21 protein-coding genes and 1 pseudogene are annotated in these 23,025 nt (G+C 65.2%); 8 read left to right on the top strand and 14 right to left on the bottom strand.

Translation table 11 applies throughout. The features are described from left to right. Positions 1–1,548: 1,548 nt before the first annotated feature. The 7 genes from ACIQZN_RS32230 to ACIQZN_RS32200 all read right to left on the bottom strand — a co-directional run bounded on the left by ACIQZN_RS32230 (position 1,549) and on the right by ACIQZN_RS32200 (position 6,053). A complete protein-coding gene (locus ACIQZN_RS32230) occupies positions 1,549–1,962 on the bottom strand; it encodes an NUDIX hydrolase (RefSeq protein WP_404001571.1) in 414 nt (137 codons plus the stop codon). A 183-nt stretch (positions 1,963–2,145) separates the two neighbouring features. Then, complete coding sequence (locus ACIQZN_RS32225; RefSeq protein ID WP_404001568.1) at positions 2,146–2,520, bottom strand: hypothetical protein; 375 nt, start codon at positions 2,518–2,520, stop codon at positions 2,146–2,148. A gap of 19 nt (positions 2,521–2,539) precedes the next feature. After that, positions 2,540–3,127: a class IV adenylate cyclase gene (locus ACIQZN_RS32220; protein WP_404001565.1), complete on the bottom strand. Its 588-nt coding sequence runs from the start codon at positions 3,125–3,127 to the stop codon at positions 2,540–2,542. A gap of 11 nt (positions 3,128–3,138) precedes the next feature. Beyond that, a complete protein-coding gene (locus ACIQZN_RS32215) occupies positions 3,139–3,801 on the bottom strand; it encodes a class I SAM-dependent methyltransferase (protein WP_404001562.1) in 663 nt (220 codons plus the stop codon). Further along, positions 3,719–4,291, bottom strand: coding sequence for a hypothetical protein (locus tag ACIQZN_RS32210; protein WP_404001560.1), 573 nt, complete (start codon positions 4,289–4,291; stop codon positions 3,719–3,721). The genes ACIQZN_RS32215 and ACIQZN_RS32210 overlap by 83 nt, the downstream gene beginning before the upstream one ends. 61 nt (positions 4,292–4,352) lie before the next feature. Beyond that, the gene (locus ACIQZN_RS32205) at positions 4,353–5,255 is read right to left on the bottom strand and encodes a radical SAM protein (protein WP_404001557.1); all 903 of its coding nucleotides are present in this window, start codon (positions 5,253–5,255) and stop codon (positions 4,353–4,355) included. A gap of 105 nt (positions 5,256–5,360) precedes the next feature. After that, on the bottom strand, positions 5,361–6,053 hold the full coding sequence (locus ACIQZN_RS32200) for an HAD family hydrolase (protein WP_404001554.1): 693 nt from the start codon (positions 6,051–6,053) through the stop codon (positions 5,361–5,363). A 96-nt stretch (positions 6,054–6,149) separates the two neighbouring features. On the opposite strand from ACIQZN_RS32200, the gene ACIQZN_RS32195 reads away from it, so the two are divergent. After that, positions 6,150–6,923: an XRE family transcriptional regulator gene (locus ACIQZN_RS32195; RefSeq protein WP_404001551.1), complete on the top strand. Its 774-nt coding sequence runs from the start codon at positions 6,150–6,152 to the stop codon at positions 6,921–6,923. Beyond that, positions 6,910–7,377 carry an NUDIX hydrolase gene (locus ACIQZN_RS32190; protein ID WP_404001548.1) on the top strand — a complete coding sequence of 156 codons (468 nt, stop codon included), beginning with the start codon at positions 6,910–6,912 and terminating at the stop codon, positions 7,375–7,377. Before ACIQZN_RS32195 ends, ACIQZN_RS32190 begins: the two co-directional genes overlap by 14 nt. Here ACIQZN_RS32190 and ACIQZN_RS32185 read toward each other — a convergent pair. Then, on the bottom strand, positions 7,365–7,928 hold the full coding sequence (locus ACIQZN_RS32185) for an HD domain-containing protein (RefSeq protein WP_404001545.1): 564 nt from the start codon (positions 7,926–7,928) through the stop codon (positions 7,365–7,367). The genes ACIQZN_RS32190 and ACIQZN_RS32185 overlap by 13 nt on opposite strands. Positions 7,929–8,121: 193 nt before the next feature. Here ACIQZN_RS32185 and ACIQZN_RS32180 point away from each other — a divergent pair, with 193 nt between their 5' ends. The 5 genes from ACIQZN_RS32180 (at position 8,122) to ACIQZN_RS32160 (ending at position 17,791) form a co-directional block, all read left to right on the top strand. Next, the gene (locus ACIQZN_RS32180; protein WP_404001542.1) at positions 8,122–11,334 is read left to right on the top strand and encodes a helicase-related protein; all 3,213 of its coding nucleotides are present in this window, start codon (positions 8,122–8,124) and stop codon (positions 11,332–11,334) included. After that, positions 11,331–12,101 carry a DUF4391 domain-containing protein gene (locus ACIQZN_RS32175; protein WP_404001539.1) on the top strand — a complete coding sequence of 257 codons (771 nt, stop codon included), beginning with the start codon at positions 11,331–11,333 and terminating at the stop codon, positions 12,099–12,101. Before ACIQZN_RS32180 ends, ACIQZN_RS32175 begins: the two co-directional genes overlap by 4 nt. Before the next feature lie 91 nt (positions 12,102–12,192). Continuing rightward, on the top strand, positions 12,193–14,070 hold the full coding sequence (locus tag ACIQZN_RS32170; RefSeq protein ID WP_404001604.1) for a site-specific DNA-methyltransferase: 1,878 nt from the start codon (positions 12,193–12,195) through the stop codon (positions 14,068–14,070). 17 nt (positions 14,071–14,087) lie between these two features. Next, positions 14,088–17,069, top strand: a complete 2,982-nt coding sequence (locus ACIQZN_RS32165; protein ID WP_404001536.1) for a DEAD/DEAH box helicase family protein — start codon at positions 14,088–14,090, stop codon at positions 17,067–17,069. Positions 17,070–17,407: 338 nt separating this feature from the next. Continuing rightward, the gene (locus ACIQZN_RS32160; protein ID WP_404001534.1) at positions 17,408–17,791 is read left to right on the top strand and encodes a transposase; all 384 of its coding nucleotides are present in this window, start codon (positions 17,408–17,410) and stop codon (positions 17,789–17,791) included. A gap of 4 nt (positions 17,792–17,795) precedes the next feature. Here the strand turns inward: ACIQZN_RS32160 and ACIQZN_RS32155 are convergent, their stop codons facing one another. Then, complete coding sequence (locus ACIQZN_RS32155; protein WP_404001606.1) at positions 17,796–18,002, bottom strand: hypothetical protein; 207 nt, start codon at positions 18,000–18,002, stop codon at positions 17,796–17,798. A 177-nt stretch (positions 18,003–18,179) separates the two neighbouring features. Here ACIQZN_RS32155 and ACIQZN_RS32150 point away from each other — a divergent pair, with 177 nt between their 5' ends. After that, positions 18,180–18,554, top strand: coding sequence for an FKBP-type peptidyl-prolyl cis-trans isomerase (locus ACIQZN_RS32150; RefSeq protein ID WP_404001531.1), 375 nt, complete (start codon positions 18,180–18,182; stop codon positions 18,552–18,554). Positions 18,555–18,802: 248 nt separating this feature from the next. On the opposite strand, the gene lptA is transcribed toward ACIQZN_RS32150, so the two are convergent. The 5 genes and pseudogenes from lptA to ACIQZN_RS32125 form a co-directional block, all read right to left on the bottom strand. Then, complete coding sequence (gene lptA, locus ACIQZN_RS32145; RefSeq protein WP_404001528.1) at positions 18,803–19,228, bottom strand: lipopolysaccharide transport periplasmic protein LptA; 426 nt, start codon at positions 19,226–19,228, stop codon at positions 18,803–18,805. A gap of 299 nt (positions 19,229–19,527) precedes the next feature. Continuing rightward, positions 19,528–19,746: a hypothetical protein gene (locus ACIQZN_RS32140; RefSeq protein ID WP_404001526.1), complete on the bottom strand. Its 219-nt coding sequence runs from the start codon at positions 19,744–19,746 to the stop codon at positions 19,528–19,530. Between the two features lie 23 nt (positions 19,747–19,769). Further along, entirely contained in the window at positions 19,770–21,098 is a 1,329-nt protein-coding gene (locus tag ACIQZN_RS32135; RefSeq protein ID WP_404001523.1) for a hypothetical protein, read from the bottom strand. Positions 21,099–21,564: 466 nt separating this feature from the next. Continuing rightward, positions 21,565–21,709, bottom strand: a pseudogene (locus tag ACIQZN_RS32130) (alpha/beta hydrolase); the annotation flags it as partial. A gap of 147 nt (positions 21,710–21,856) precedes the next feature. Beyond that, a complete protein-coding gene (locus ACIQZN_RS32125; RefSeq protein ID WP_404001520.1) occupies positions 21,857–22,981 on the bottom strand; it encodes a TRM11 family SAM-dependent methyltransferase in 1,125 nt (374 codons plus the stop codon). Positions 22,982–23,025: the final 44 nt, after the last annotated feature.

Here is a 23,025-nt window from a genome sequence, read left to right as displayed (position 1 = left end):
CGACAGCCGGGCCGTCAGCCTGCCCGCACCCGTCACAACAAAGCGAAACAGCCCACCAGTTGACCTGATGAGCCGTCACGAAACTTCGAGGCTAGTGGCAGGGGAACCAGCCCCAGCCCAGTTGGGGGTATCTCAGCGGCGCCCGCAGTTCGTCGAGCGGCCGGCCCAAGGCGCTAACTCATCGACCAGGCGCGAGCACCGGACTCTTCCAGAACCGGGACTGTCAGAGGCAGTCGGTATCGTTACTTTCGTACAAATGGCCGCTGACGGGGATCGCGGAGCTATGAGGGAGGCAGAGTCGACGTGAACACAGTCAAGGCGCGGGTTTGGCGATTTGAACCACGGTCAAGCGGACAAGGCGCTGCGTGGATAGTCGGGCGTGGGCAACTGCCGGTCGGATTGGCTCGGCTGGTTCACATCAATGCACTGGCCTGCGACCTGCAAAGCGTCGTTGACCTTCAGACGAAGGAACTTGAGGCCCGCCTTCTTCTAAGTTACGTCGATGCTCCAGGAGGGGGCTCCCTCCAGCTCGATCACCAGTCCCTCATGGCGAGTTCACGCCATATACGCAGCTTCGTCAGCGAGTGCGCGGGGCTTGGGCTGCTGACCGCGGCTAGTGAAGCACTTTTCTCGTGGACGGACGGAACCGACGAGCTGCACAGCTTTGATGCTCTTCCGCGACCTCTTTCGAAGTCTTATCAGAGTAGTGGCGTACGGCCTGATCTGTTGTTCCATGTTCCGGAGGGGCCAATCGCGGGAGAGGCTCGCGGGCGGTACCGCAAACAGAAGGCGCTGTTGCCCAAGCGCCTTCTCGCAGAACAGCGACGGCGACTTGCTCAGCTCACGACCTGGTCTGCCGCGCACGGCGACCACTCCTATTTCATGAGCTGGGTCTACGTCGGTCCGGCGGGCGTGGCTGTGGACATTTTCATCCCCGAAGCCAGCGAATCGGTAGACACAGTGCTGACCGACTGGGCAGACACGGAGGACGGGGACAGCCAGGAGCAACCTTTCTACTGGGGCGATTCAGAAGCGCACGCAGCCTCCGGAACCGACGTTCCCCCGACGAAGCAGCAGTCCCCAGCGGCTCCAACGAAGCAGCAGTCCCCGGCGGGAGCGGTGGTCAGGAGTGTTGTAAGCGAGGAGATCACGGGGCTCGAAACACTTGGATTCTTGGTGGATGAAATCAGACGCCCTCCGCAGGAAACCGCAGAGGAAGTGATGAGCAGGCTCTACCAAACCGCCCCCGAACCAGAGCAGGAGGCCACTCTCGCAGGAATTTCAGTAAGAGGCCGATGGGTACCAGCTGATGCCTTGGGGCCCGCGAAGTACGAGGTCATGATTGGAGTGCTTGCGGAGAGGCCGCCCCGGCAGGTGGCGATCCGAGAGAGAATGGCACGGTCGGAAGGACGGTTCGACGTGTGTCTCGACGGACGACTTCTTGCTGTCGTACGACCCCTTGCGGCACCAAGGCCGGGGTGGCGCCAGTTGGAGCGAGCGCTGTTCGATCCCCGCTAGCCTCGAAGTTCCGCAGGTTTGTAGCAGCCCTCAGGAGTTTAGGGCCACGTCCAGGTATTCCTCTGCTGGCTCGAACAGCCCGTACGGCACGTACTCCGGGATGTCGCCGAGGGTGACCCAGGCAAGCTCGGCAAGCTCCTCGGTATCGGCGACGTGAGCAGTGCCGCCCAGGATCTGGCAGGCGGTGTAGGACATGAGGCGGCCTGTCTTGGGGTGTACGCGCTCGCCGAGCAGCTTGACCGCCTCCACGGTCAGCCCTGTCTCTTCCCGGGTCTCCCGTACGGCGGCGGCCTCACGTTCCTCACCGGGCTCGACCTCCCCGGCGGGGAACTGCCAGGAGAGCTGCCCCTCGCTCACCCGGCGGCGGACCATGAGCACGCGGCCCTCGTGAACGACGATGGCGGCGGCGATGCCCGGCTGCTTGTCCGTGGTCTGCTGCGTCACGACTGCTCCTCCAAGGGCCCCAGGATGGCAGGGAAGACCGTATCGGTGGACGTGAAACGGTCGCTGCGTTGTCAGGCTGTTCGTCTCGGGGCTTCCGCCGAAGGCACGCACGTCAATGACCCGCCCCGGCCACGGGCTTTCGCTGCGGGGGACAGCGAGCGCCAGCGTGACCGGGGCGGGGGCTTAATTACGGCGGAAGAGCCTGCTCTGGCCCCGATGCCTGCCGGTTCTCCTACCGCAGGTCGACTGCCCCACCTCGGCGGATTCGTTTGGCCGGGTGGAGCCAGCCGGGCGGTTCTCGTTGAAGAAGGATTGCCAGACCCGTTCCTGCAGCTCGCCGATGCAGGCGCCGCACGCGTACATCGGGGCTTGGGCCCCGGCGACTTTGGCGGGACCGATCCACAGGACGCGCGTCCACCGCTGCCCGCAGTAGAGCCAGCAGGCTCCGTCGACCCACTCGTTGCCGTCGTCGGTGGCCGCCGGTGAGGGCAGTCCTCCCCGGGCGAACTCGGCGATCCCGGGGATCACCCTGTGCTGTAGGGCGACTTCCGTCAGCATCGCTCGTCTCCCTCCGCGATCAACGGTCCTGGGCCGTGGGAGAAGCTTCCTTCTGCTTCTCGGCTTCGGAGAACAGGAGCGTGGGTTCGGAGAGGATGTCGCGGCCGGACTCGCTCTTGTAGATCTCGTCTACGCTGCCGAACCGGGCCTCGGCGTAGTCGAGGTCCAGCAGGGCGGCGGCCTGGCGCACCGATGCCTCGTCGGGGCCTTCGATCTCCAGGAAGGTGGGGAGGTCGGGCCAGGTGTCGAAGTCGAAGGCGACCTCACCCAGGCGCCATTCCTCGCGGTAGTTCTCCTGGTACCGGACCTCGGTGAGGCCGACCCGGCGCAGGATGTCGGCCATGGCGTGCAGGTCGGTGACCTCGGTTTCGATCTCCTTGGTGCCGTCGATCGTCGTTGCGTCGGTGACCTGCTTGAGCGTGAGCGTCGAGCGGGTGCCCTCGTCCCGCAGACGGATCCAGGCTCCACCGTCGAGGGAGTCGTTCTCGAAGATCTTGCGGGTGAGGAGCGTGCGGGGGAATGCCTGGACCGCATTGAGGGCGCTCAGTTTGTTCTGGAGGCCGGCGGCGTCGACGGCCAGGAACTTGGCCTCGTATTCGTGCTTCATGGGGTCTTCTCTCAGAAGTGGTCGGTGAGGGTTGATGTCCGGGCCGCGAGCAGGAGGCCCATGCGGTGGGTGTGGTCGTGCAGCTGGCCGACGTGGGCGCGCTCCGTGAACTCAGTGGTGCGCAGGGTGAGCAGGACCTCCCAGTCGCCGATGAAGTGGGGGTGAAGGCGTTCCGGGGAGGTGTAGTGCTCGATCATGTGGTGGCGTCTTTCGACGGGCATCATGAACTCCGCGCCGAAGATGGCGCCTGGGCGAACCAGGCGCTGCATACGGTCGACGAACTCGCCGAGCGGGCGGTGGTGGTTGGCACTGTAGTGCCACGAGCAGCTCGTCCAGACCGCGTCGCACTGCAGGCCCAGGGGCTCGCCGTTCAGGAAATCGTCCTCAACAACCTCTACGCGTTCGTGGAGTTCTTCGAGCTTCAGGCGATCGATCAGTCCCAACGCGTGGGCCTGGCTGTCACCCGGGAGGTGGACGTCGCCCCCGTGGAGGGCGACAGCGTCGCGTTCGATGGCGACGACGCGGTAGCCGGCGGCGGCGAGGGGCAGGACGAACTTGCCGTCGCTCGCGCCGACCACCGCGACGGTGGCATCAGGGGCGACACGTTCCCGCAACGTGGCGAGGAACTGTGGGAAGAACGTGAGGGTGTGCTCCCACAGGCTCTGAGTCTGCATGGGGGTGCGCTCCTTGCGTATCGGTATCCATGATCACTCGGAGGACCTCGTCGGGGCTGCGCCCTGTGGTGTCGACGCGATGCATCGGGAACGAGGCGTAGGCGTCCGTCACCCGGTCCGTAGCGGTCTCGATCAGTGAGTCCCACCGCGACACCGGCTTGTTCCGCCCAGCGAGTCGACGTTGTCTCTCGTCGTCGTCGCAGACGAGGTGGTAGGTAGCGGGTGTCGGCAGCCAGCTCGGCAGGGTGATACCGAGTTGTGCCCCCAGGGCCCGGTGAGTGGTGAGGCACCGGGCGAAGTAGCTCTCGACGACGACCGGGACGCCGGCGTCGAGGTGGTGCTGGATCTCCTCGGCCGCGGTGAACAGGCCCGAGAGGTAGAAGCACATCCGTGCCTCTACATTCGTCCGCTCGTCCAGCGCCTGTCTGAGCGGCTGGTAGGGCAGCGGGACGGTAGCGACGAGGACGGCCTGTCGGGCGGCGGCAAGCATGGGCGCCAGGGTGGATTTGCCGGCGCCGCGTAACCCCTCCAGGCTCTCGAAGCGTGGGTCATCAGGCACGGCCGTACACCACGTCCGGTACCGCGAGGGTGAGTTCGTCGACGGACGAGGGCTTGTGGACGATGCGTCCTGCCGCCTTCTCGTACCAGAAGGCGTGCGCGTCCTTGCCCACGGCCTTGCAGGACATGGTCAGCGCACCGCGCGGGTCGACCTCGATGCGGTCGATTTCGCGAGGACCGTCGGAGGGCGCGCACACCTGCGGGGCACCGTCCTCGGAGAGGTCCTCGTCGACGATCACCGCCAAGGGCAGATCGGCTGACGCCAGCTCGTCCCGGAGCCGCCCGTAGGCGGAAGGGGAGGTGACCAGCAGCTCGGGATGATCGGCGGCGTTGCCGACCGGCCGCAGGTGGTGGAGCTTGAGCTGCCGGACCCCGAGCTGCGCCAAGGCCCTTCCGAGGGGCAGGACTTCGGCGATGTTCCGCGAGGTGACGGTCATGGTCGCACCGGTCGGAACGCCGAGATCCCGAGCCAGCCGGAGCGCCTCCAGGGCGCTCTTGTAGCTGCCCTGCTTTCGGATGCCGTCGTTGGTCGACCCGACGCCCTCCAGCGAAACCCTGAGCAGGTCCAGGGAGGGGGCGATCTCGGTCAGACGGCGCTCGATCCGGTACCCGTTGGTGCAGATCTCGACGCGCAGGCCCAGTTCCTCCTTGGCGTGGCGGACGACCTGCGCGAGGTTCCGGTGGACGAAGGGCTCTCCGCCAAGCAGGGTCACTGCCTCGGTGCCGTACTCGTCCCGCATCAGGGTGAGAAGACCCGCGGCTTCGTCGACGGTGAAGGCGTCGGCGTACTGAAGCCGCTTGCCGTGGAAGCAGTGCAGGCACGTGAAGTTGCAGCGGTAGAGCAGCTGCAGGTACAGCATGCGGATCTTCTTGATCCCGGTGACTTCCTCGATCACGTCGGCTCCTTCGGCTGATTGCCTGGTGGGAGCCTGATAGTGGCCTTCTGCTTGGGGACCTCGACACCGCGTTCGGGGACGGTCCAAGGACGTCCTGGGACGTCTTCAGTGACCTGCGAAGGACTCCAGAATGCTGAGGACACGCTTCGTGTCCGACAGGTCGGGCAGGACTTCGACGGCTCCGGCGGCGGTCAGTTCCTCCTGGGTGTGGATGCCGGAGGCGACAGCGAGGACGCCAGCGCCTGTGGTCAGAGCCGCTTCTACGTCACGCGGGGTGTCCCCGACGAGGACGGTGGGGATGTCGGCCGCGATACCATGAAGCCGTTGTGCGCGCTCGCGCGCGACAGCGACCAGGTGGGGGCGGAGTTCGGCGTCCGCTCCGTAGGCGCCGACCGGCAGGTCAAGCAGGGAGTCGAGACCGAACGCGGCAAGCTTCACAAGGGCGTTGGCGGAGATGTTGCCGGTGAGTACGGAGGAGACCCAACCGGTCTGAGCCGAGGCGGCTTTCAGGGCGTCGTGCACACCGGGCAGGGCGGTCCCGCGCCTGCGCAGCTCCTCCAGGCGCGCTTCCCCCGCCTGGGCGAGTGCTGCTTCGATGAGGTGCCAGTCAGGCATGGGCAGCCCTTCGCGGACGAACATGTCGCGCATGATCAGTCGATCCGTGCGCCCCTCAGTACGCGCGGGCTCCGTGGGCTCCCGACCTGAGAGGCCACGAAAGGCAGCGGCGTAGATCTCCTTGCTGACCCCCGCGTTCTCGATGAGGGTGTGGTCGATGTCCCACAGGACGAAGAGCTCCATGCCGCCAGAGTAGGCAGTCCGCGAGGCTCCATTACAGCGGACTGCGTCCCAAAACGTCCTTGCGCGATCACGCGCCGTGCCGATTCGATGGCTGCTGTGAACAACCGACTGCGCACCGTGCTCGGCCAACGCGGCGTCTCGCCCGATGCACTCGCCGAGATCTGCGAGGTAGATCCCAAGACGGTCAGCCGATGGCTGGGCGGACGGATTCCCCATGCACGGCACCGCTTCCGCGTCGCGCGACACCTGCGCGTCGAAGAGACCTTTCTCTGGCCCGAGCCGTCCAAGCGTCCAGGCCGGCCGAAGGACGGGTTAGGCACCGAGCTGGTCGGCACCTACCAGAACCGAGCCAGCGTGCCCCGGGACGTATGGCTCGCACTGCTGCGAGAAGCGCGGCACGAGATCGGCGTCCTCGTCTTCTCCGGCACCTTCTTCGCCCAGTCCAACCCTCACGTCGCCAAGATGCTCTCCGAGCGCGCCGCCGAGGGCGTCCGGGTGCGCCTGTGCTTCGGCGACCCCGACGGGCAGGCAGTCGCCGTACGGGGTCGCGAGGAGGGAATCGGCGACACCCTTGCCGCCAAGATCCGCGCTTCACTGACGTACTACCGCCCGCTGCTGGGCGAGGCCGGGTGCGGCGTGCGACTCCACGACACCACCCTCTACACGTCCATGTTCCGCTACGACGACAACCTGCTCGTCAACCCACACATTTGGGGTCAACCGGCCAGCGCCAACCCGCTCCTGCACCTCAAGAGGGCAGGCGATACAGGGTGGTTCGACAACTACGCTGAAAGCTTCGACGCCGTCTGGGCCGCCGCGAGGCAATGGGCACCCGACCAGGAGAGGACCGCCGACTATGGGCAGGACTGAGTACTACAACGACCCCTCTGCTCCGAAGGCGAACACCCTCATCCCGGCCAGCAACCTGCTCGTCGTCGACGAGACGGGCGCCATCCTCGTCCAGCGGCGCCGCGACACCGGCCAGTGGGCCCTCCCCGGCGGAGCTCAGGACATCGGCGAGACCGCAGCCGAGTGTGCGGTGAGGGAGTGCCTGGAGGAGACCGGGATCATCGCGGAGCTCACCGGGTTCCTCGGCGTCTACACCAACCCGAACCACATCGTCGCGTACACCGACGGCGAGATCCGCCAGCAGTACGAGAACACCTACATCGGCCGGCCCGTCGGCGGAGTGCCCACGATCAACGAGGAGGCCGACGGCGTCCGCTTCGTCCAGCCGGCCGACCTCGACCAGTACGACATCCACCCGAGCATGCGCCAGCAGATCGGGGACTACCTCGGCGGCACCTACCCCTACCTCGGCTGAGTCATCAGGGCGGCTTCCACCCGCTCCACGGAGGCAAAGATCTCCGGAGCCGCCCGGCGGATGAACCGCCCGACCACGCTGTCGTCCCCGTAGCGGCTGCGGATCTCCGCGACCCGGTCCTGGGCGGTGGTTCGGTCGCCGTCAGGCGTGGTCGTCATGTCGCAGTACACGAGGGCATCTACCAACAGCTGCTGCTCCAGCAACGGGAACTCCGTGGCGAGCTCCTCGTGCAACCCGCGCTCCTGCGCCTCAAGGAGCGCGAACGAGTGATTCGCAACCAGCCGCACCAGTCTCTCGTCGGCCCCGTGCTCGTCCCGAAGGAACCGAGCTCCGTCCAGCGGATGGAACCCCGTCACCGCCAGGCGAGGCGCATACCCAATGTCGTGAAGCGTGGCGGCGGCGACGAGAAGGCTGGCGTCTTGGTTGAGAACCTGGTCTACTTCGGCGGCGCGGTTAGCCACTCCCTGCGTATGCGCCCATCTCCGTGGAAGTGTGCAGCGGAGTTCAGCCCTCGCGATGTGCGCCGCCCAGTCCCCTATGAGATCGCCCATGTCTGATTCTCTGCCCGGGGTGTACTCGGCCCAAGCCACCGCCTTCGATGACAGCTGCACAAGGTTCTCGCCAGCGTCCCATACGCAGCAACGGCGTTAGTAGGCTGACTAGACTTGCCTCAGCGAGGCGGTGGGTCGGACCGACGTCATGGGGGATGGGTTGAAGGTCGTGAGCAACAGGGGAAGCGACCGCTTGATCGACGCGGTACGTCCGATTTTGAGACCAGGCGGGGCTGTAGACCTCGCCTCGTCGACCTTCTCCGTGTACGCATTCGAAGAGCTCCGCGACGAGCTGGCCAAGCTGGAACAGGCTCGACTTCTGCTACCGAGTGCAGGTGCCGATCTGCACCTGCTGGGCGGCGAGCATGATCGCGCTGCCCGCAACCGTCTCTCGAGCCGCTACCTCGCCGCGTCGTGCGCCGAATGGCTGGCTCGGCGGACCGAGGTGCGGCATGCGGCGTTTCACGCTATCCCCCAGGGGGTTCTGGTTGCCCGAGCGGCCTCGGGTGAAGTGATTTCGCTAGCCCAGGGCTCTTTCGGCTTCGATCGTGCCGGCCTCGGCCTGGCCCCTGGTAATCCGTACACGTCGATCCTTCGCTCCGACAACGAGAGCGAGGCGGCCGCTCTCGCTCCTGCACTCTTCGAGGTTATGTGGGAGAGCACGCCCGCTTCTCTTGAAGCAGGCCCGCTGCTGGAGCAGATGCGTGCCCTCGGGCGCTATCGCGACCCGGAGCGCATCTACCACCTCATGCTCCACCATCTGTTTAGCGCTGCTGGCGGGGAACTGGACGAGGACACGGTCATCGATGCGAAGACCGGCATCCACGACACCGTGGTGTGGGAAAAGCTGTACAAGTTCCAGCGGGACGGCGTAATCGGTGCGATCGACAAGCTGAATCGCTACGGCGGCTGCATCATTGCGGACAGCGTCGGCCTCGGGAAAACCTTCGAGGCGCTCGCCGTAATCAAGTACCACGAGCTGCGAAACGACCGGGTACTCGTACTCTGCCCGAAGCGCCTGCGAGACAACTGGACGATGTACACGGCGAATGACCGCCGAAACCTCCTCGCTGCAGATCGCTTCAATTACGATGTGCTCAACCACACCGACCTGTCCCGTGAGTCTGGCAGATCGGGCGACATCGACCTTGCGCATATCAACTGGGGCAACTACGACCTGGTGGTCATCGATGAGTCGCACAACTTCCGCAACGCCAACTCTCCGAAGCAGAACGGCGAGACTCGCTATGACCGCCTGATGCGCCAGATCATTCAGGAGGGCGTGAAGACCCGCATCCTGATGCTCTCGGCTACCCCGGTTAACAACCGGCTTGCGGACCTGCGCAACCAGATCGCCTTCGCTACCGAGAACGACGACACGTCCTTGGCGCCGTACGGTATCGCCAGCATCGCCAAGACCGTCCGCGTCGCGCAGCGCCAGTTCAATCGGTGGCAGGAGCTTGGCCCGGAGGGGCGTACCCCAGCCCTACTCGTGGACATGCTGGGCTTTGACTATTTCACGCTGCTCGACATGCTGACCATCGCCCGCTCGCGCAAGCACATCGAGAAGTACTACGGCACTGCCGAGACTGGATCCTTCCCCGAGCGCCTCGCACCGCTTAACGTAAAGTCGGATATCGACACGCAGGGTGACTTCGGCGCCATCGGAGAACTAAACGACCAGATTCGCAAGCTCAATCTGGCTGCTTACTCGCCCATGTACTACCTGAGACCGGACAAGCGGGCCGAGTACGCCGACAAGTACGCCACCCGCCTGAAGAGTGGCAAGGGGAGCTTCCAGCAGGCCGACCGAGAGCAGAGCCTGGTCAACCTGATGAGGGTCAACATCCTCAAGCGGCTGGAGAGTTCCGTCCACTCCTTCCGGTTGACGGTGAGCCGGCAGCTGGAGCGCATCGACGCGCACCTGAGTGCGATCGACCGACACGAGACCTACTACCGCCCCGACTCTCTCGACGAGGAGGAGCGCGACGACCTGCGCTCGGACGAGCTGGCGATCGGTGGTGGCAAGATCAGGGTTCTCATCGCGGACATGGATCTAATCCGCTGGCGCCAGGACCTCCTAGAGGACCATGAGCGCCTCTCCGCGATGTTGTACAGGGCCGAGCAGGTGATACCAGAGCGTGACGCTAAACTAAGACACCTTAAGCGGCTAATCGCGGATAAGGTTGGTAATCCCGTCAACCCGGGCAATCGCAAGGCCATCGTCTTCACCGCTTTCGCGGACACCGCCGCCTATCTGTATGAAGAGCTCGCCGAATGGGCGCGAGTCGAACTCGGCGTCGAGGCTGGCTTGGTGACGGGGTCCGGGAACAATCGCACCACGCTCAAGCTGCGCCGCGATCTTCCCGCCATCCTCTCTGCGTTCTCCCCACGCTCGAAGCAACGCCCGGACGATCTGGCTGGAGAGGGAGAACTCGACCTGCTCATCGCCACGGACTGTATCTCCGAGGGTCAGAACCTGCAGGACTGCGACTGGCTCGCGAACTACGACATCCACTGGAACCCGGTGCGCATTATTCAGCGCTTCGGCCGCATCGACCGCCTCGGTTCGCGCAGCTCTCGGATCCAGCTCGTCAACTTCTGGCCGCAGATGGACCTGGAGGAATACATCGGCCTCGAGCAGCGAGTCACGGGCCGCATGGTGCTCCTCGACATCTCCGCCACCGGCGAAGAGAACGTCATCGAGACCAGCGCCGGCGACCTGATGAACGATCTCGAATACCGGCGCGCACAACTCCTCAAGCTGCAAGACTCCGTCCTCGACCTTGAGGACCTGTCGACCGGCGTGTCCATCGCTGACCTCACCCTCACCGATCTGCGCATCGACCTCGCCGATTACGCCAAGCGACACCCCGGCGAGCTGGATGCGGAGCCACTCGGAGTTCACGCGGTCGCGGACACCGATGGCGACGTCCCACCCGGACTGATCTTCTGCCTACGTGCCGAAGACCAGGCGGCCGATCGGGCCGTGCAGGCCGGCGACCCACTTGCCCCTCACTACCTCATCCACGTCGGGGAGGAAGGGGTGGTGCAGCTCAGCCACACCCAGACCAAGCGCATCCTCGACCGGGTGCGCAGGGTTAGTGCCGAGCGGGGCCAGGTTGACCCGGGGCTCACCGCGCTGTTCGACGCCCGGACTCGGCGCGGCGCCGACATGGGGGCAGCCCGCAAGGCCCTCGCCGCCGCTGTACGCTCCATCACCGGCAAGGAGGAAGAGCGCGCGGTCGCCAGCCTGTTCAGCCTGGACGGCACCCAGGCCGCCGCGGCAGGAGGCTTCGCCGGGACCAATGACTTCGAAGTACTCGCCTTTCTCGCCGTTTTGCCCCGTGTCGACGCCGAACCTGTCGGTCCCGCCACACACGACGACCAAGAAGCCCAGCGATGACTCCGGACGACGTGGTCGACGCCCTTCGGTTGCCCGCCGACTGCGCAGTGGATGTCCGGGTGCCCAAGACCCAGCTGCAGGCGCACTCCGACTTCAGCGCCGCTGATCGGCGGTTGCTGCAGGATGGCATCGATACCCTGCGCTGGGCCGCCGCGATACGTCCTGATGCCGTGGGAATCCCTGCCTACATGGCCCCGGACGGCAGTCGGCGCATTCCCGAGCTCCACGTCATGACTCTGCGGACCCGGACCGGAACCAAACTCACTCGCCTGGAAGAACTCCTCCATCGAGCCGTGCCATACCCGATCCTCCTTGTTAGCGAGCAGGAGTCCGGTCCCCGTGTTTCGGTTGCCCTCAAACGCATGTCACACGCGCGGAACGATGAGGTCACACTGGAGAGTTCGCCTGTGAGTGCTTCCGTCGGAGACGTCCCTGCACCGGTGGGCGATGCCTTCCTGGGCGCGCTCCAACTCGACCGGCAGCCACGCAGCGACCTCAGTGCGGTCTACGACGGTTGGCTGGCTCGGACGGTTGCCTTGCGTGTTGCTGCGGTGCTTGGGGAGTTTGCGCCCGCGGGCACCTTGGATGCGGCGCAGACCCAGCTGTCTGCCCTGACAGAGAGCACCCGCCTCGAGGCAGAGATCAACAAGCTGGTCGCCCAGATCAAAAGAGAGAAGCAGATCCCTCGCAGGATCGAGCTACAGGACCAGATCAAGGTGAAGAGAGTCGCTTTGTCAGTGGCGCACGATAAGTTGCGTCTGGCGTAGTAACGCAGGAAGAACGAAGAGCACGGTCAAGAAGAAGGCACCTGTTGAGCCGGACGGTGCCGTAGTCAAGCAGGGGACGATCAGGGTGACGATGCACACGGTTGAGCCGGGGGATCCGGAGACCCACTCCAAGGACCTCGTGGCGGAGAACCTCGAACAGCTCCGGAAGATCTTCCCGTCTGCCTTCGCAGAGGGCAAGGTCGACTTCGACGCTCTACGCGAGCTGCTTGGCGACGCCATCGAACCCGGCGACGAGAGGTTCGGGCTGACCTGGTTTGGCAAGCGCAACGCCCGCCGCGTTGCCCTCAAGCCGAGCACGGCGACCCTGCTGCCCCGCCCGGACGAGTCGGTGGACTGGAACGCCACCCGGAACATCATGGTCGAGGGCGACAATCTCGAAATCCTCAAGCTTCTGCAGAAGAGCTACGCCGGCAAGGTGAAGCTCATCTACATCGACCCCCCGTACAACACGGGCAACAGCGACTTCATCTACCCGGACACCTTCCAGGACAGCATCCGGAACTACCTCGAACTCACCGGACAGATCAACAGCTCCGGCGGGCGGCTCAGCAGCAACGCTGAGGTCGGCGGACGTCGCCACAGTGCCTGGCTAGACATGATGTACCCGAGGCTGACGCTGGCCCGGAACCTTCTGCGCCAAGACGGAGTCATCTGCATCTCCATCGACGACGGAGAGCAGGCCCACCTCCGTAGCATGTGCGACGAAATCTTCGGCGAAGAGAATTTCGTGGCGAACATCATGTGGCAGAAACGCTATGTCTCGAACGTCACCGCCAAGTGGTTCTCGGACATGCACGACTTCGTCATGGTGTACGCCCGCGACCGCGGGTCTGTCAGGATTTCCGACTGGGAGCGCAACGAGGACCAGTTGGAGGCGTACAAGAACCCCGACAACGACCCGAGAGGTCCCTGGCGCGCGCAGGATCTGTCGGCGAGCAAGCCCTATGCCGCTGGCCTGTTCGAGATCACCGGGCCAACTGGCAAGAAGTTCAACCCACCCGCAAACCGCTACTGGCGGTGCAACCAGGAGAAATTCGACTCTTGGAACTCGGACGGCAGGATCTGGTGGGGCAAAGATCGCGACGCCCGTCCCATGCTCAAGGCGTTCCTGCAGGAATCGGAGCGAGGGATCAAGCCGCACACCTGGTGGGACTACGGGTTCGCGGGCCACAACAAGGAGGCGACGCTCGAACTGAAGAGCCTCTTCGGTGGCGATGCTCCTTTTGACACTCCCAAACCGGTCAAGCTGGTGCGCCGGATCATCGACGCGTTCTGTAACGACGGAGATCTGGTCCTCGACTTCTTCGCTGGCTCTGGTGTTACCGGGCACGCTGTCATGGACTGGCAGGCTGACAACTCTGCAGCGCTACGCTTTATTCTGGCCCAGCTGCCTGAGAAGACAGGTCGGTCGGATTACCCGACAATTTCCGAAATCACGCGCGAGCGCCTGCGGCGGGCTTCCCAGAAAATTCAGAAGAGGCCCTCGGATGGCGAATTCTCTGGGGATTTCGGGTTCCGCTCTTTCGTTCTTTCCGATGGCAACATCGTCCGCTGGGACACCTCCCGTCCGGACTTCGAGCAGCAGGCGTTTGAGCACATCGACAACGTCCGCGAGGGACGCTCCGAACAGGATGTCCTCTTCGAGCTGCTGCTGAGCCAGGGGCTCGACCTCGCTTCGGCGGCGGACGCGCGGACCTTCGCGGGCATTCACGTGTTCGCGACTGGAAGGGGTCTGTTGTTCGCCTGCCTGCCTTCCGCCGGTTCGATCACTAGGGGCAATGCGGAAGAGATCGCCGACGGCATCGTTACTTGGCGTGATGAGCTGCAGCCTGAGACGGACGTGACCGTCTTCCTCAAGGACGTGGCTTTCGCTGACGATGTTGCCAAGGCGAACCTCGTGGCGATCCTCGAGCAGCATGAGTCCCCCTTCGTCGTGAAGAGCCTGTGAGCCGAGGGGACGCCAGGATGAAAAAGCCCAAGCTTCATTTCGACTCCGAGCTGTCACATCAGAAGGCGGCTGTGGATGCAGTATGTGATCTATTCCACGGGCAGGAGAGCGGGCGCAGCCTGTTCACTGTCGGAGGGGACAATGACGACCTGTTCACGCCTGCAGCTGGCGTCGGGAACAGGTTGCGGATCCTGCCCGATCAGCTGCATGCGAACCTGAACGAGGTCCAGGAGCGTAACGGTCTGCCGCTCTCTTCGCTGCCCGACTTGGCGGACGAGCGCGATCTGAATTTCACGGTCGAGATGGAGACCGGTACCGGCAAGACATACGTATACCTGCGTACGGTCTACGAGCTGAACAAGCGTTACGGCTTCACGAAATTCATTGTCGTCGTGCCATCTGTGGCGATCAGGGAGGGCGTCCACAAGTCGCTGCAAATCATGGAGGATCACTTCAAGGCCCTCTACGATGGCACCCCGCTGCACTACTTCGCCTACGACTCGGCGCAGCTGGGCGAGGTGAGGAACTTCGCCTACAGCTCTGGCATCGAGCTAATGATCGTGACGGCCGCCGCAATCAATAAGCAGGCGACCGCGAAGATCTACCAGCGGAGTGAGCAGACCGGTGGTGAGGCGCCGATTGAATTGATCAAGCAGGTGCGGCCGATTCTCATCGTTGACGAGCCGCAGAGCGTAGACGGTGGTCCCCAGGGCAGGGGGCGACAGGCCCTACGCGCGATGGATCCGTTGTTTAGCTTGCGCTACTCGGCGACGCATGTCGACGTGTTCAACATGGTCTACAAGCTGGACGCCGTCGACGCCTACCAGGCGGGACTGGTCAAGCAGATCGAGGTGGCCGGCGGTACCGTGGAGCACGCGCACGGCCGTCCCTATATCCGCCTTGAGAAGGTCAGCACGCGCAAGGACGACTACACGGCGACCGTGGAAGTCGACGTGATGCGGTCCGGGCGCGTCGTGCGCCGAATCGAGAGGGTCAGCCCCGGAAGCAGTCTTGGGGCGATCACCGACAACCGTGTTTACGAGGGCTTGTTGGTCGGCGACGTCACAAAGGGCCGTGGCAGGAGTAAGTCGGGGTTCATCCAGGTCCATGGCGGCGGAATCGACGAGTACCTCAGGGAAGGCGAGGCTTACGGCGACATCCCGGTGCTCGAGCGCGCCCGGCATCTGATCAACAAGACCATCCGGGTGCACCTTGATCGGGAACTGGAGCTCCGCTCCAGGGACATCAAGGTGCTGAGCCTGTTCTTCATCGATCGCGTGGACCGCTACCGCGCCGAGGATTCGGATGGCGCTTCGGTACCGGGCGAGTACGTGAAGATTTTCGAAGAGGAGTATGCGCAGCTCCAGCGCAACCCCCGCTACTCGACCCTCTACGGCGGGGTGGATCTCGACTCTGAGCCGAGCGCCGTCCACGAGGGCTACTTCGCTCGGGATGCCAAGGGCAAGCCCAAGGACATCAAGGAGGGAGCGGCCCAGGACGGCGCGGACGCCGAGCGCGCGTATGACCTGATCATGCGGGACAAGGAGCGCCTGCTCAGCCTCGACGAGCCGGTGAAGTTCATCTTTTCCCACTCGGCGCTTCGAGAGGGCTGGGACAACCCGAACGTCTTCCAGATTTGTAGCCTGCGAGAGATGGGCTCCGAACGCCAGCGTCGGCAGACCATCGGCCGCGGCCTACGGCTCGCAGTGAATCAGGAAGGCCAGCGGCTCCATGGCTTCGACGTAAACACCCTTACGGTCGTTGCGACTGAGAGCCTGGAGCAGTTTGCCACCTCACTCCAGACCGAGTACGAGCAGGACGCCAAGGTCAGCTTCGGTCGAATCGAGCCGCACCAATTTTCCAGCCTTCTCTTGCCCGACAGCGATGGGAAGCGGCTCGGTAGCGAGGGCTCGCAACGGCTCTTCGCTGCTCTGCAGGAGGCTGGCTACATTCAGAGCAACGGCAAGATCGACGCGCAACTGCTCCAGCAGGCTCTCGCGGAGGACACGTTCACACTGCCCGCGGAGTTCGCCGGCCTGGAGTCTGTAGTTGCGGAGCGGCTCCAGCAGCGTGCCAAGGGCGTCACCATCAACGACCGGGATGAACGACGAACGGTCAAGGTCCGTAAGCAGGTCTTCGAGAACCCACAGTTCCACGAACTCTGGAACCGCATCAAACAGAGGAGCACCTACCGGGTGGACTTCGACCCGGAGAAGCTGATCGCGGACGCAGCGGGTGCTCTGAAGGAGGCCCGCCAGATTCTTCCTGCCCGCATGGTGTGGACGTCAACGACGTTGGCCATAAGCGAGCGCGGCATCGAAACCGGTGCTGAGTCGACCTCGGCCCCGCAGCTGGTCGAGCAGGGAGACATCCCGCTACCGGATATCCTCGGCGAGTTGGCTGAGCAGACCAAGCTGACCCGACGCACCATCCACCGGATCCTCTCTGAGAGCGGCCGCTTCCGGGATTTCCAGCGCAACCCGCAGGAGTTTGTATCCCTCGCCGCTGAGAAGATCACAGAGGCTCGGCGTGCGGCGCTTGTCGACGGAATCAAGTACGTCAAGCTCGGGGAGAGCGACGTCTACGCCCAGGAGCTCTTCCTTACCGAGGAGCTGCACGGCTATCTCGGCAAGAACCTGACCCCTGCGGCGAAGAGTGTCTACGAGGAAGTTCGTTACGACTCCGAGACAGAGCGGAAGTTCGTCGAGGATCTGGAGTCGGCGAGCGACGTCGAAGTGTACGCCAAGCTCCCGTCCTGGTTCAAAGTCCCCACGCCGCTCGGCACATACAATCCGGACTGGGCTATCGTGCGTCGCCTTCCCGACGGTGAGCAGCGCCTTTACCTGGTGATAGAGACCAAGGGCACCCAGCAAGAGAGCCTTCTCCGACCGGAAGAGCTGGGAAAGATCAAGTGTGGGCGCAAACACTTCGAGGCCCTGGGTACCAATGTCACCTTCGAGCAGACGGATGACTGGCGCCACGTGACGTTCACCGCATGAGAGATGCCCTGTGATGGGACGGGCGTCCGTCCCATCACAGGCACCTCAGCTTGCGGCGCGCCACAAGGATTTGCGTGAGCGCTGCGTGAGCGGATGGGGTGGCACAGGATGGATCGGGCGGCACGGAGGTCTCGGCCGAACGCTTCTGACCAGCGAAAACGAGAGTCCGTGGCACAGTCCAGCACCACCCGGGACGATCATGCAGGCCCTCGTAATGCGTAGGTCTCGGGTTCGAATCCCGAAGGCGGCTCGGAATCACCCCAGGACTCACTCGCCGTGACCTGAGGTTTTTTCTTTTCCTTTGCCTTGTGCTGCAGTGGCGGCTCGGTACGAGAACCGTGGCTGAGGTCGCCGGTGGACAGTCGGTGGACACGCGTGCCATGGCTCGTGGCAAGCAGTTTCCGGAGGAGTTCAAGAGGGACGCGGTCGAGTTGGTGCTCTCCTCGCCGGAGCGGCCGGTTGCGGACATTGCCCGGTCGCTGGGCGTGCACAAGGCGACGCTGGGCACGTGGGTGGAGCGTGAGCTGGGCCGGAGGCGCAAGGCCGCCGGCAACGACGGCGGTGACGCCGCGGTGAGCCGGGAGGTCGAAGCGCTGAAAGCACGGGTCCGCGAGTTGGACCGGCTGCTGGCCGAGCGGAACCGCGAGCTGGCGCATGCCCGGCAGGACATCGACATCCTGCAGAGGGCGGACGCCTATTTCGCACGGGAGACGGGGCAGTGATCCGCTACCGCTTCGTTGATGAGATCCGCGCGGAACACCCCCGGTGCCGGGGGCCAGTCGGATACTCCGATGCCAGGAAACGGACGCCCAGCATCTGCTCCAGGCCGGCCTCGACCCGCCGCTGCAGCTCCATCTCCAGCGCAACCGTCGAGCCGGCCAGCTCGACATCCCGTCCGTCCGCGTCCTGCCGGAACATCATCAGCTCGGCCACCAGCGCCCCCTCCCGTGATCTCTGCAAGGAAGCCGATCGAACGAACGCCCTGGATATTCCACCTCCAGCTCGCCGAACCGTCTGGTGGAGCAGGTGAAAGCTGAGGGGTAGTGTGACTGAGCGTTTTAGTTGGCCAGCTGTGCGTCACAGCTGGCACGCACAGACGGAGAATCGCAAATGAACATCGACAAGCCTGAGGTCGACTTCCCTGTAGGCGAACCGCCGACCGAACTCCAGATCAAGGACATCTGGGAGGGCGACGGTCCCGTCGCCAAGGCCGGCGACTTCGTCAAGGTCCACTACGTAGGCGTGGCTTGGTCCAACGGCGAGGAGTTCGACGCCAGCTGGAACCGCGGCAACCCGCTGGAGTTCCAGCTCGGAGCCGGACAGGTCATCTCCGGCTGGGATCAGGGCGTCCAGGGGATGAAGGTCGGTGGCCGCCGCGAGCTCGCCATTCCCCCGCACCTGGGCTACGGAGATCGAGGCGCGGGCGGCGGCAGGATCGCGCCGGGCGAGACCTTGATTTTCGTATGCGACCTGGTCTCGGTCTGAGCCCGATGCAAGCCGGATGCTTCCCTGGATAACTCCGGAGGGAACGACACCTCGACCTTGCGCCACTGCCGGTAGATGGCACGGCGTCAGGCCATGAGCTGCTGCTTTGCCTATCCCAAGCGGCACCTGCACGCACAATCCAGTTGGCTGCGCCGGCGTCTCCTGGTTGTCGGGAACTGCGGCAAGGCCCGCGGCGTTGGCCGCTGCCATCAACGAATGGCAGCGGTCAACCCCGTCACAACAGGTCGTCAGCCCGGGGTGGTAGGCATTGTCACAGTCCGGCTCGCCCTCGGCGTTCCGAAGGCCGCGGTCTCAAGGTTCAGTACCACCTTCTCGCCCCTGCTGGTGGAGTCTCCCGCATAGCCCGTCGCGCTGCCTTCGAAGGTGCATAGCCCCTTGCCAGGCTCGAAGGTGATCTTCAGAGCCTTTCCTTTAATCCGGCGATGGGGAGAAGCGTCCGTTGGCCCCAGCTCAAGGGCGGCCGGGTGGCCGGTAGCGGTGATCGACTCAGGATCGCCGCTGTCCGAGGCCCGGCTCACCACCGTGTCGGCCTCCAGCTTCAGGCCGCCCTGGGTGACGATGACGCATCCGGTGAAGGTCGCGGTGCCCTCGGCTGCGTTCATCTTGGTGTCTTCGGCCACGATGTGGATGGGTTCGTTGCTGTCTTCGTACATGCCGCTCTCCAGGGGGTTTGTCCCAAGTGCGTGCGTCGAGATGGTGTGGGCCGGCAAGGGCCATTACGGTCCCCACCCCACCACCGTTGCGGGCCGGCATCGCAGGACGCCCGCGGTGCCGCGCGACCGGTGAACTAATACGGCAGTAGAGCCGAGCGGCCCGATCAGCGACCCTAGTCCTCCGCCTCGCGGCGCAGCGTTATGACGTTTAGTGCACCACTGAAACGAGTGACCTTGCGGCCTCCCGGGAACACGGCAGGCCGACAGGTACACGGGCTTCCGTGGCCGCCAGCGATGTCTCAGGCGATGGTGAAGCAATTGCAGGAGAAGCACCGGTAGTACACCGGGCAGCCGCGGCCGTCGGCGCGGACGTTGTTCGTCTCCTGGCAGGTCCCGCTGGGCACGGGAGCCAAGCCCACGCCGGCGCGGGTGCGCACGGTGAGGTCGTCGTCCCCGGTCAGGACCCGGAGGCGGCCGCCTGCGATGTCGAACTGGTACCCGGCCGTGATGGCGCGCACCCGTCGGACAGGCTTTAGGCCGGTCAAAGTCCGAGGGCTCGGCCGATCGGCCCGAACAGGCCGGTGAGGGCGATGTCGAAGCGGCTGATCTCCGCCGACTTGCTGGGTGCCCACGGCTTGATCGACCACGTCTGACCGGGGCCTCCCTTGGGCTTGCCCAGGAGGTGGCCGTCCTCGTCGGTCCAGTAGGTCTGCTCGGAGGGCACCGTTTTGCTGTCGGAGCCGTAGATGTACGTGCCGTCGTAGGTCCATCCGTATGTGCTGCCCGCGCCCCGGCTGGCTCCGCAGCCGTACAGCCGGGTGGGCGCGCCGGAGACGATCACCCGCAGGACGAGGTCTTCCACGGCCGCAGCCTTCAGATAGGCGTCCAACGCAGCGGTGATGCGCCTATCCTCGGTGGTGATGTGGTCGGGGTCCGTGAACCGGATGACGCTCGTGCTCTTGTTGGCCTTTCGGAGGGCGCACGCGTTGTGCCACCTGAGCAGATCGTCGAGCGGAGCCGCCGCCAGGGCGGCAGCCGCACGGCGCTCCAAGAGCGCAGGCAGCAGCTCATGGGTGCGTTCAATCACCTTCGATGTACGCGGGTCGGCATCCAGACGCTCCACGACAGCCCAGTCGATGTCGGCCATCCCCTTCCTCATCTCCTCGGGCAGGAGCAACAACGCATCCTTCTGCTCCTCGCTGAGGTGATCCGCATCCTCGGCCGCGAGCAGGGAGAGCAACTGCCCCACCTCCTCGACCTTGAGCCTCTTCATGACGTCCTTCAACAGCCCCAGAAAAGGCGCGGTCTCCTCCGCAACCGCAGACCTGTACCTGTGCAGCGCGGCAAGGTCCCCTGCGCTGGGCGGGTTGTCCTCGCCCATCCACGCCTCCTGCTCGGCGTCTCCGAGGGCGCGCATCCTCTCGCGCGCTTTGTACTCGTCAGTGTCGGCATCAGAGGCGCGCCTGCGCGCACGCAGCGCTGTCCACTCAGTGGGGATCAGTGGCGCGAGGCGGCTGCGCACGTCGACGGGCATGTCATTCAGCCGGTCCCTGAACGCCTCCACGTCGACGAAGTTGCCGCCCGGATTCGTACTCATCCACACGCAGTAGTCGCCGATGTTCTGATACTCGCCGACCGCGTAGCTGACGATCTGCCGGGAGTCCTCGTGGCTCGTGCTGTACCACCAAACGGTGGCGGGGCTGTTGTCTGCCTCGCCCAGCTGCAAGGTGGGCGCCTCTGTCACGTACTGGAGGTAGTGCGTGCCCACCCGGTGGTAGCTGGCGTCCCGGGTCCTTCCCAACTGGACGCGCAGGGCCCGGCCGGTCTCGTTGTTGACGATGGTGAAGTTGCCTTCGGGGTACTTGGCCATACCCCCACTATCTCAACTCATCGCACTCGTTCAGTCGCACGGCGTCATGGCTGCCGGGGGTTCGGCGACAGAGATGATCTTGTTCATGCTCTCTAAATGACGCCTCACGGGCAGAGGGCATCGGCCCGGATTTCCAGCAAATCAACTCCCACTGCCGCCCATCGATTCACCGGAGAGCCCGCGATCACGGCGCGCGCCCACCCGCCCGACCAGCCGCGTCACCGAACTTGACCGGAACGAGTGCCGTCCCGCCATATGCCCCGGCCGCCAGCCCGACCGAAGGCCGCCGCCGTCTGCTGGAGCTGTCGACCCGGATCGCCGACCACCCGTTCTGGAGAGGATCGGCAGGAACCCCGACTGCCCGGATGAAACTGAAGGAAGTGCGCCGATCGTCGTCCATCGCCCCTCGGCGGCGGGCGGCCGGCGAGTCACGGTTCACCGCCCAGGCCGTGACGAGATCTTGGGCATCCTGTCGCTGACACGATTCCGCCACGAATGCCTCCGCCTCGTGCCGCGGCTGGTCCACCATGACGGCCCGGTGGCCCCGCAGCGCGAGCTTCCGCGCGATCGGCATCCAGAATGCGCCGGCTATGGGTCCCGTGCACCAGCACGTACGTCGCGGGCCCGCGACGCGGGTGTGCGGCGGTCGGAGAGGGGCCGAGCCAGGTGGCCGGCATCGTGCCCCCACTGCGAGGCCCAGCCGGCGCAGCGCCGTCCAAGGATGCGACGACTCCCGCCGCGTCGCGTGCCGGGAGGCGTCAGCGTGAGAAGCGGTTCAGGGAGCGGCGGTAGGTGCCCATCCCGATGAGCAGGGGCTTGGCGGGCTTCCTGGGCGGCTGCGGCTTCTCCTGCTTCTGTGCCGGCTCCGCGGCGGAGCGCCTGTCGCCGACGAAGACCGTGGCCGGGTGGCCGTTGACCAGGATCTCGTGCGTCGCGCGGACCGCGAGGCCCGCGTCCGTGAGGGCCTCGTCGAACGCGGGTGCGCCCCGGCGGGCGCAGAGCAGCACGTACCGGCCCTTCGCGGGGTTCAGAACCCGGGCCAGGGAGAGCGTCGTGGTCCGGGCGAACTCCTCGTACGGGACGGGCAGTTCCTCGTGCTCGCCCCACGGCGGGTCCGTCACGACGGCGTCCACCGAGCCGTCGGGGACGGACGGGAGGACCATCGCGTCCTCGTCCAGCAGGCGCACCCGCCGGTCGCGCACCGCCTCGTCGGGCAACTGTTCGCGGTGGTCCGCGAGATTCAGGTCGGAGTAGATGACCGCCTGGGCCGGCAGGGTGAGCCGCGTGGCCACGAACGAGCCGCTGCCCGCGAACGGGTCCAGGAAGGTGTCGTCGGGGCGTGGCTCGGACGCCAGGACCAGCATGGACGACAACTCGTGCGACAGGGCGCCGCGGGCCTTCTTGGGCCGGGCGGGCTTGGGCAGCCGTGCGCAGAACATGAGGTCCCGCATGTCCAGCCGGCCGATGACCCAGTACTCCTGGCCCCGGCCGCTGGGTTCGAGCCGCATCCCCGTGCAGGCGGAGACCGTGCGCTCGATCTCCCGCTTCGGGGCACCCGCGACGGAGGCCAGTTCGCCGTCGACGTGGACCATCACGCGGAAACCCCGGGCGCGGGGCCCGGGGAGCGGCGGGAATTGCGATTCCTTCAGCGAGCCCGCCAGCTGCTCCACATTCGCGTTAATGTCGCCGCGCCGGATTTCGCTGATCACCGCGAAGGCGTTCTTCGCGAAGGGAATGTCCGCGACGCGTTCCATCGGTGAACTGGAGGAGAAGAGCATGGCGCTGTCATCCTGGTACTCCGCGCGGAAGTCGTCGACGAAGTGCGCCATGGCATCCGCGACGAGTTCGCTGGTCCCGGCGGGGTACTGGATGAAATAGCGCATCCGGGAAGCGTACCGGAACCGGGGCCATCCGGACCGGCGTCTCG

This window comes from Streptomyces sp. NPDC097595 (genome assembly GCF_044761525.1).
Taxonomy (GTDB): domain Bacteria; phylum Actinomycetota; class Actinomycetes; order Streptomycetales; family Streptomycetaceae; genus Streptomyces; species Streptomyces drozdowiczii_A.
The sequence above is the reverse complement of the archived record's forward strand: the minus strand, read 5'-3'. Positions and strand labels throughout refer to the sequence as shown.

Excerpts from the sequence above, each read along its gene's own strand:
- ACIQZN_RS32225 (WP_404001568.1), bottom strand. The coding sequence starts at position 2,520 with ATGCTGACGGAAGTCGCCCTACAGCACAGGGTGATCCCCGGGATCGCC.
- ACIQZN_RS32220 (WP_404001565.1), bottom strand. The coding sequence starts at position 3,127 with ATGAAGCACGAATACGAGGCCAAGTTCCTGGCCGTCGACGCCGCCGGC.
- ACIQZN_RS32215 (WP_404001562.1), bottom strand. The coding sequence starts at position 3,801 with ATGCAGACTCAGAGCCTGTGGGAGCACACCCTCACGTTCTTCCCACAG.
- ACIQZN_RS32210 (WP_404001560.1), bottom strand. The coding sequence starts at position 4,291 with ATGCTTGCCGCCGCCCGACAGGCCGTCCTCGTCGCTACCGTCCCGCTG.
- ACIQZN_RS32200 (WP_404001554.1), bottom strand. The coding sequence starts at position 6,053 with ATGGAGCTCTTCGTCCTGTGGGACATCGACCACACCCTCATCGAGAAC.
- ACIQZN_RS32190 (WP_404001548.1), top strand. The coding sequence starts at position 6,910 with ATGGGCAGGACTGAGTACTACAACGACCCCTCTGCTCCGAAGGCGAAC.
- ACIQZN_RS32185 (WP_404001545.1), bottom strand. The coding sequence starts at position 7,928 with ATGGGCGATCTCATAGGGGACTGGGCGGCGCACATCGCGAGGGCTGAA.
- ACIQZN_RS32175 (WP_404001539.1), top strand. The coding sequence starts at position 11,331 with ATGACTCCGGACGACGTGGTCGACGCCCTTCGGTTGCCCGCCGACTGC.
- ACIQZN_RS32170 (WP_404001604.1), top strand. The coding sequence starts at position 12,193 with ATGCACACGGTTGAGCCGGGGGATCCGGAGACCCACTCCAAGGACCTC.
- ACIQZN_RS32165 (WP_404001536.1), top strand. The coding sequence starts at position 14,088 with ATGAAAAAGCCCAAGCTTCATTTCGACTCCGAGCTGTCACATCAGAAG.
- ACIQZN_RS32150 (WP_404001531.1), top strand. The coding sequence starts at position 18,180 with ATGAACATCGACAAGCCTGAGGTCGACTTCCCTGTAGGCGAACCGCCG.
- lptA (WP_404001528.1), bottom strand. The coding sequence starts at position 19,228 with ATGTACGAAGACAGCAACGAACCCATCCACATCGTGGCCGAAGACACC.
- ACIQZN_RS32135 (WP_404001523.1), bottom strand. The coding sequence starts at position 21,098 with ATGGCCAAGTACCCCGAAGGCAACTTCACCATCGTCAACAACGAGACC.
- ACIQZN_RS32125 (WP_404001520.1), bottom strand. The coding sequence starts at position 22,981 with ATGCGCTATTTCATCCAGTACCCCGCCGGGACCAGCGAACTCGTCGCG.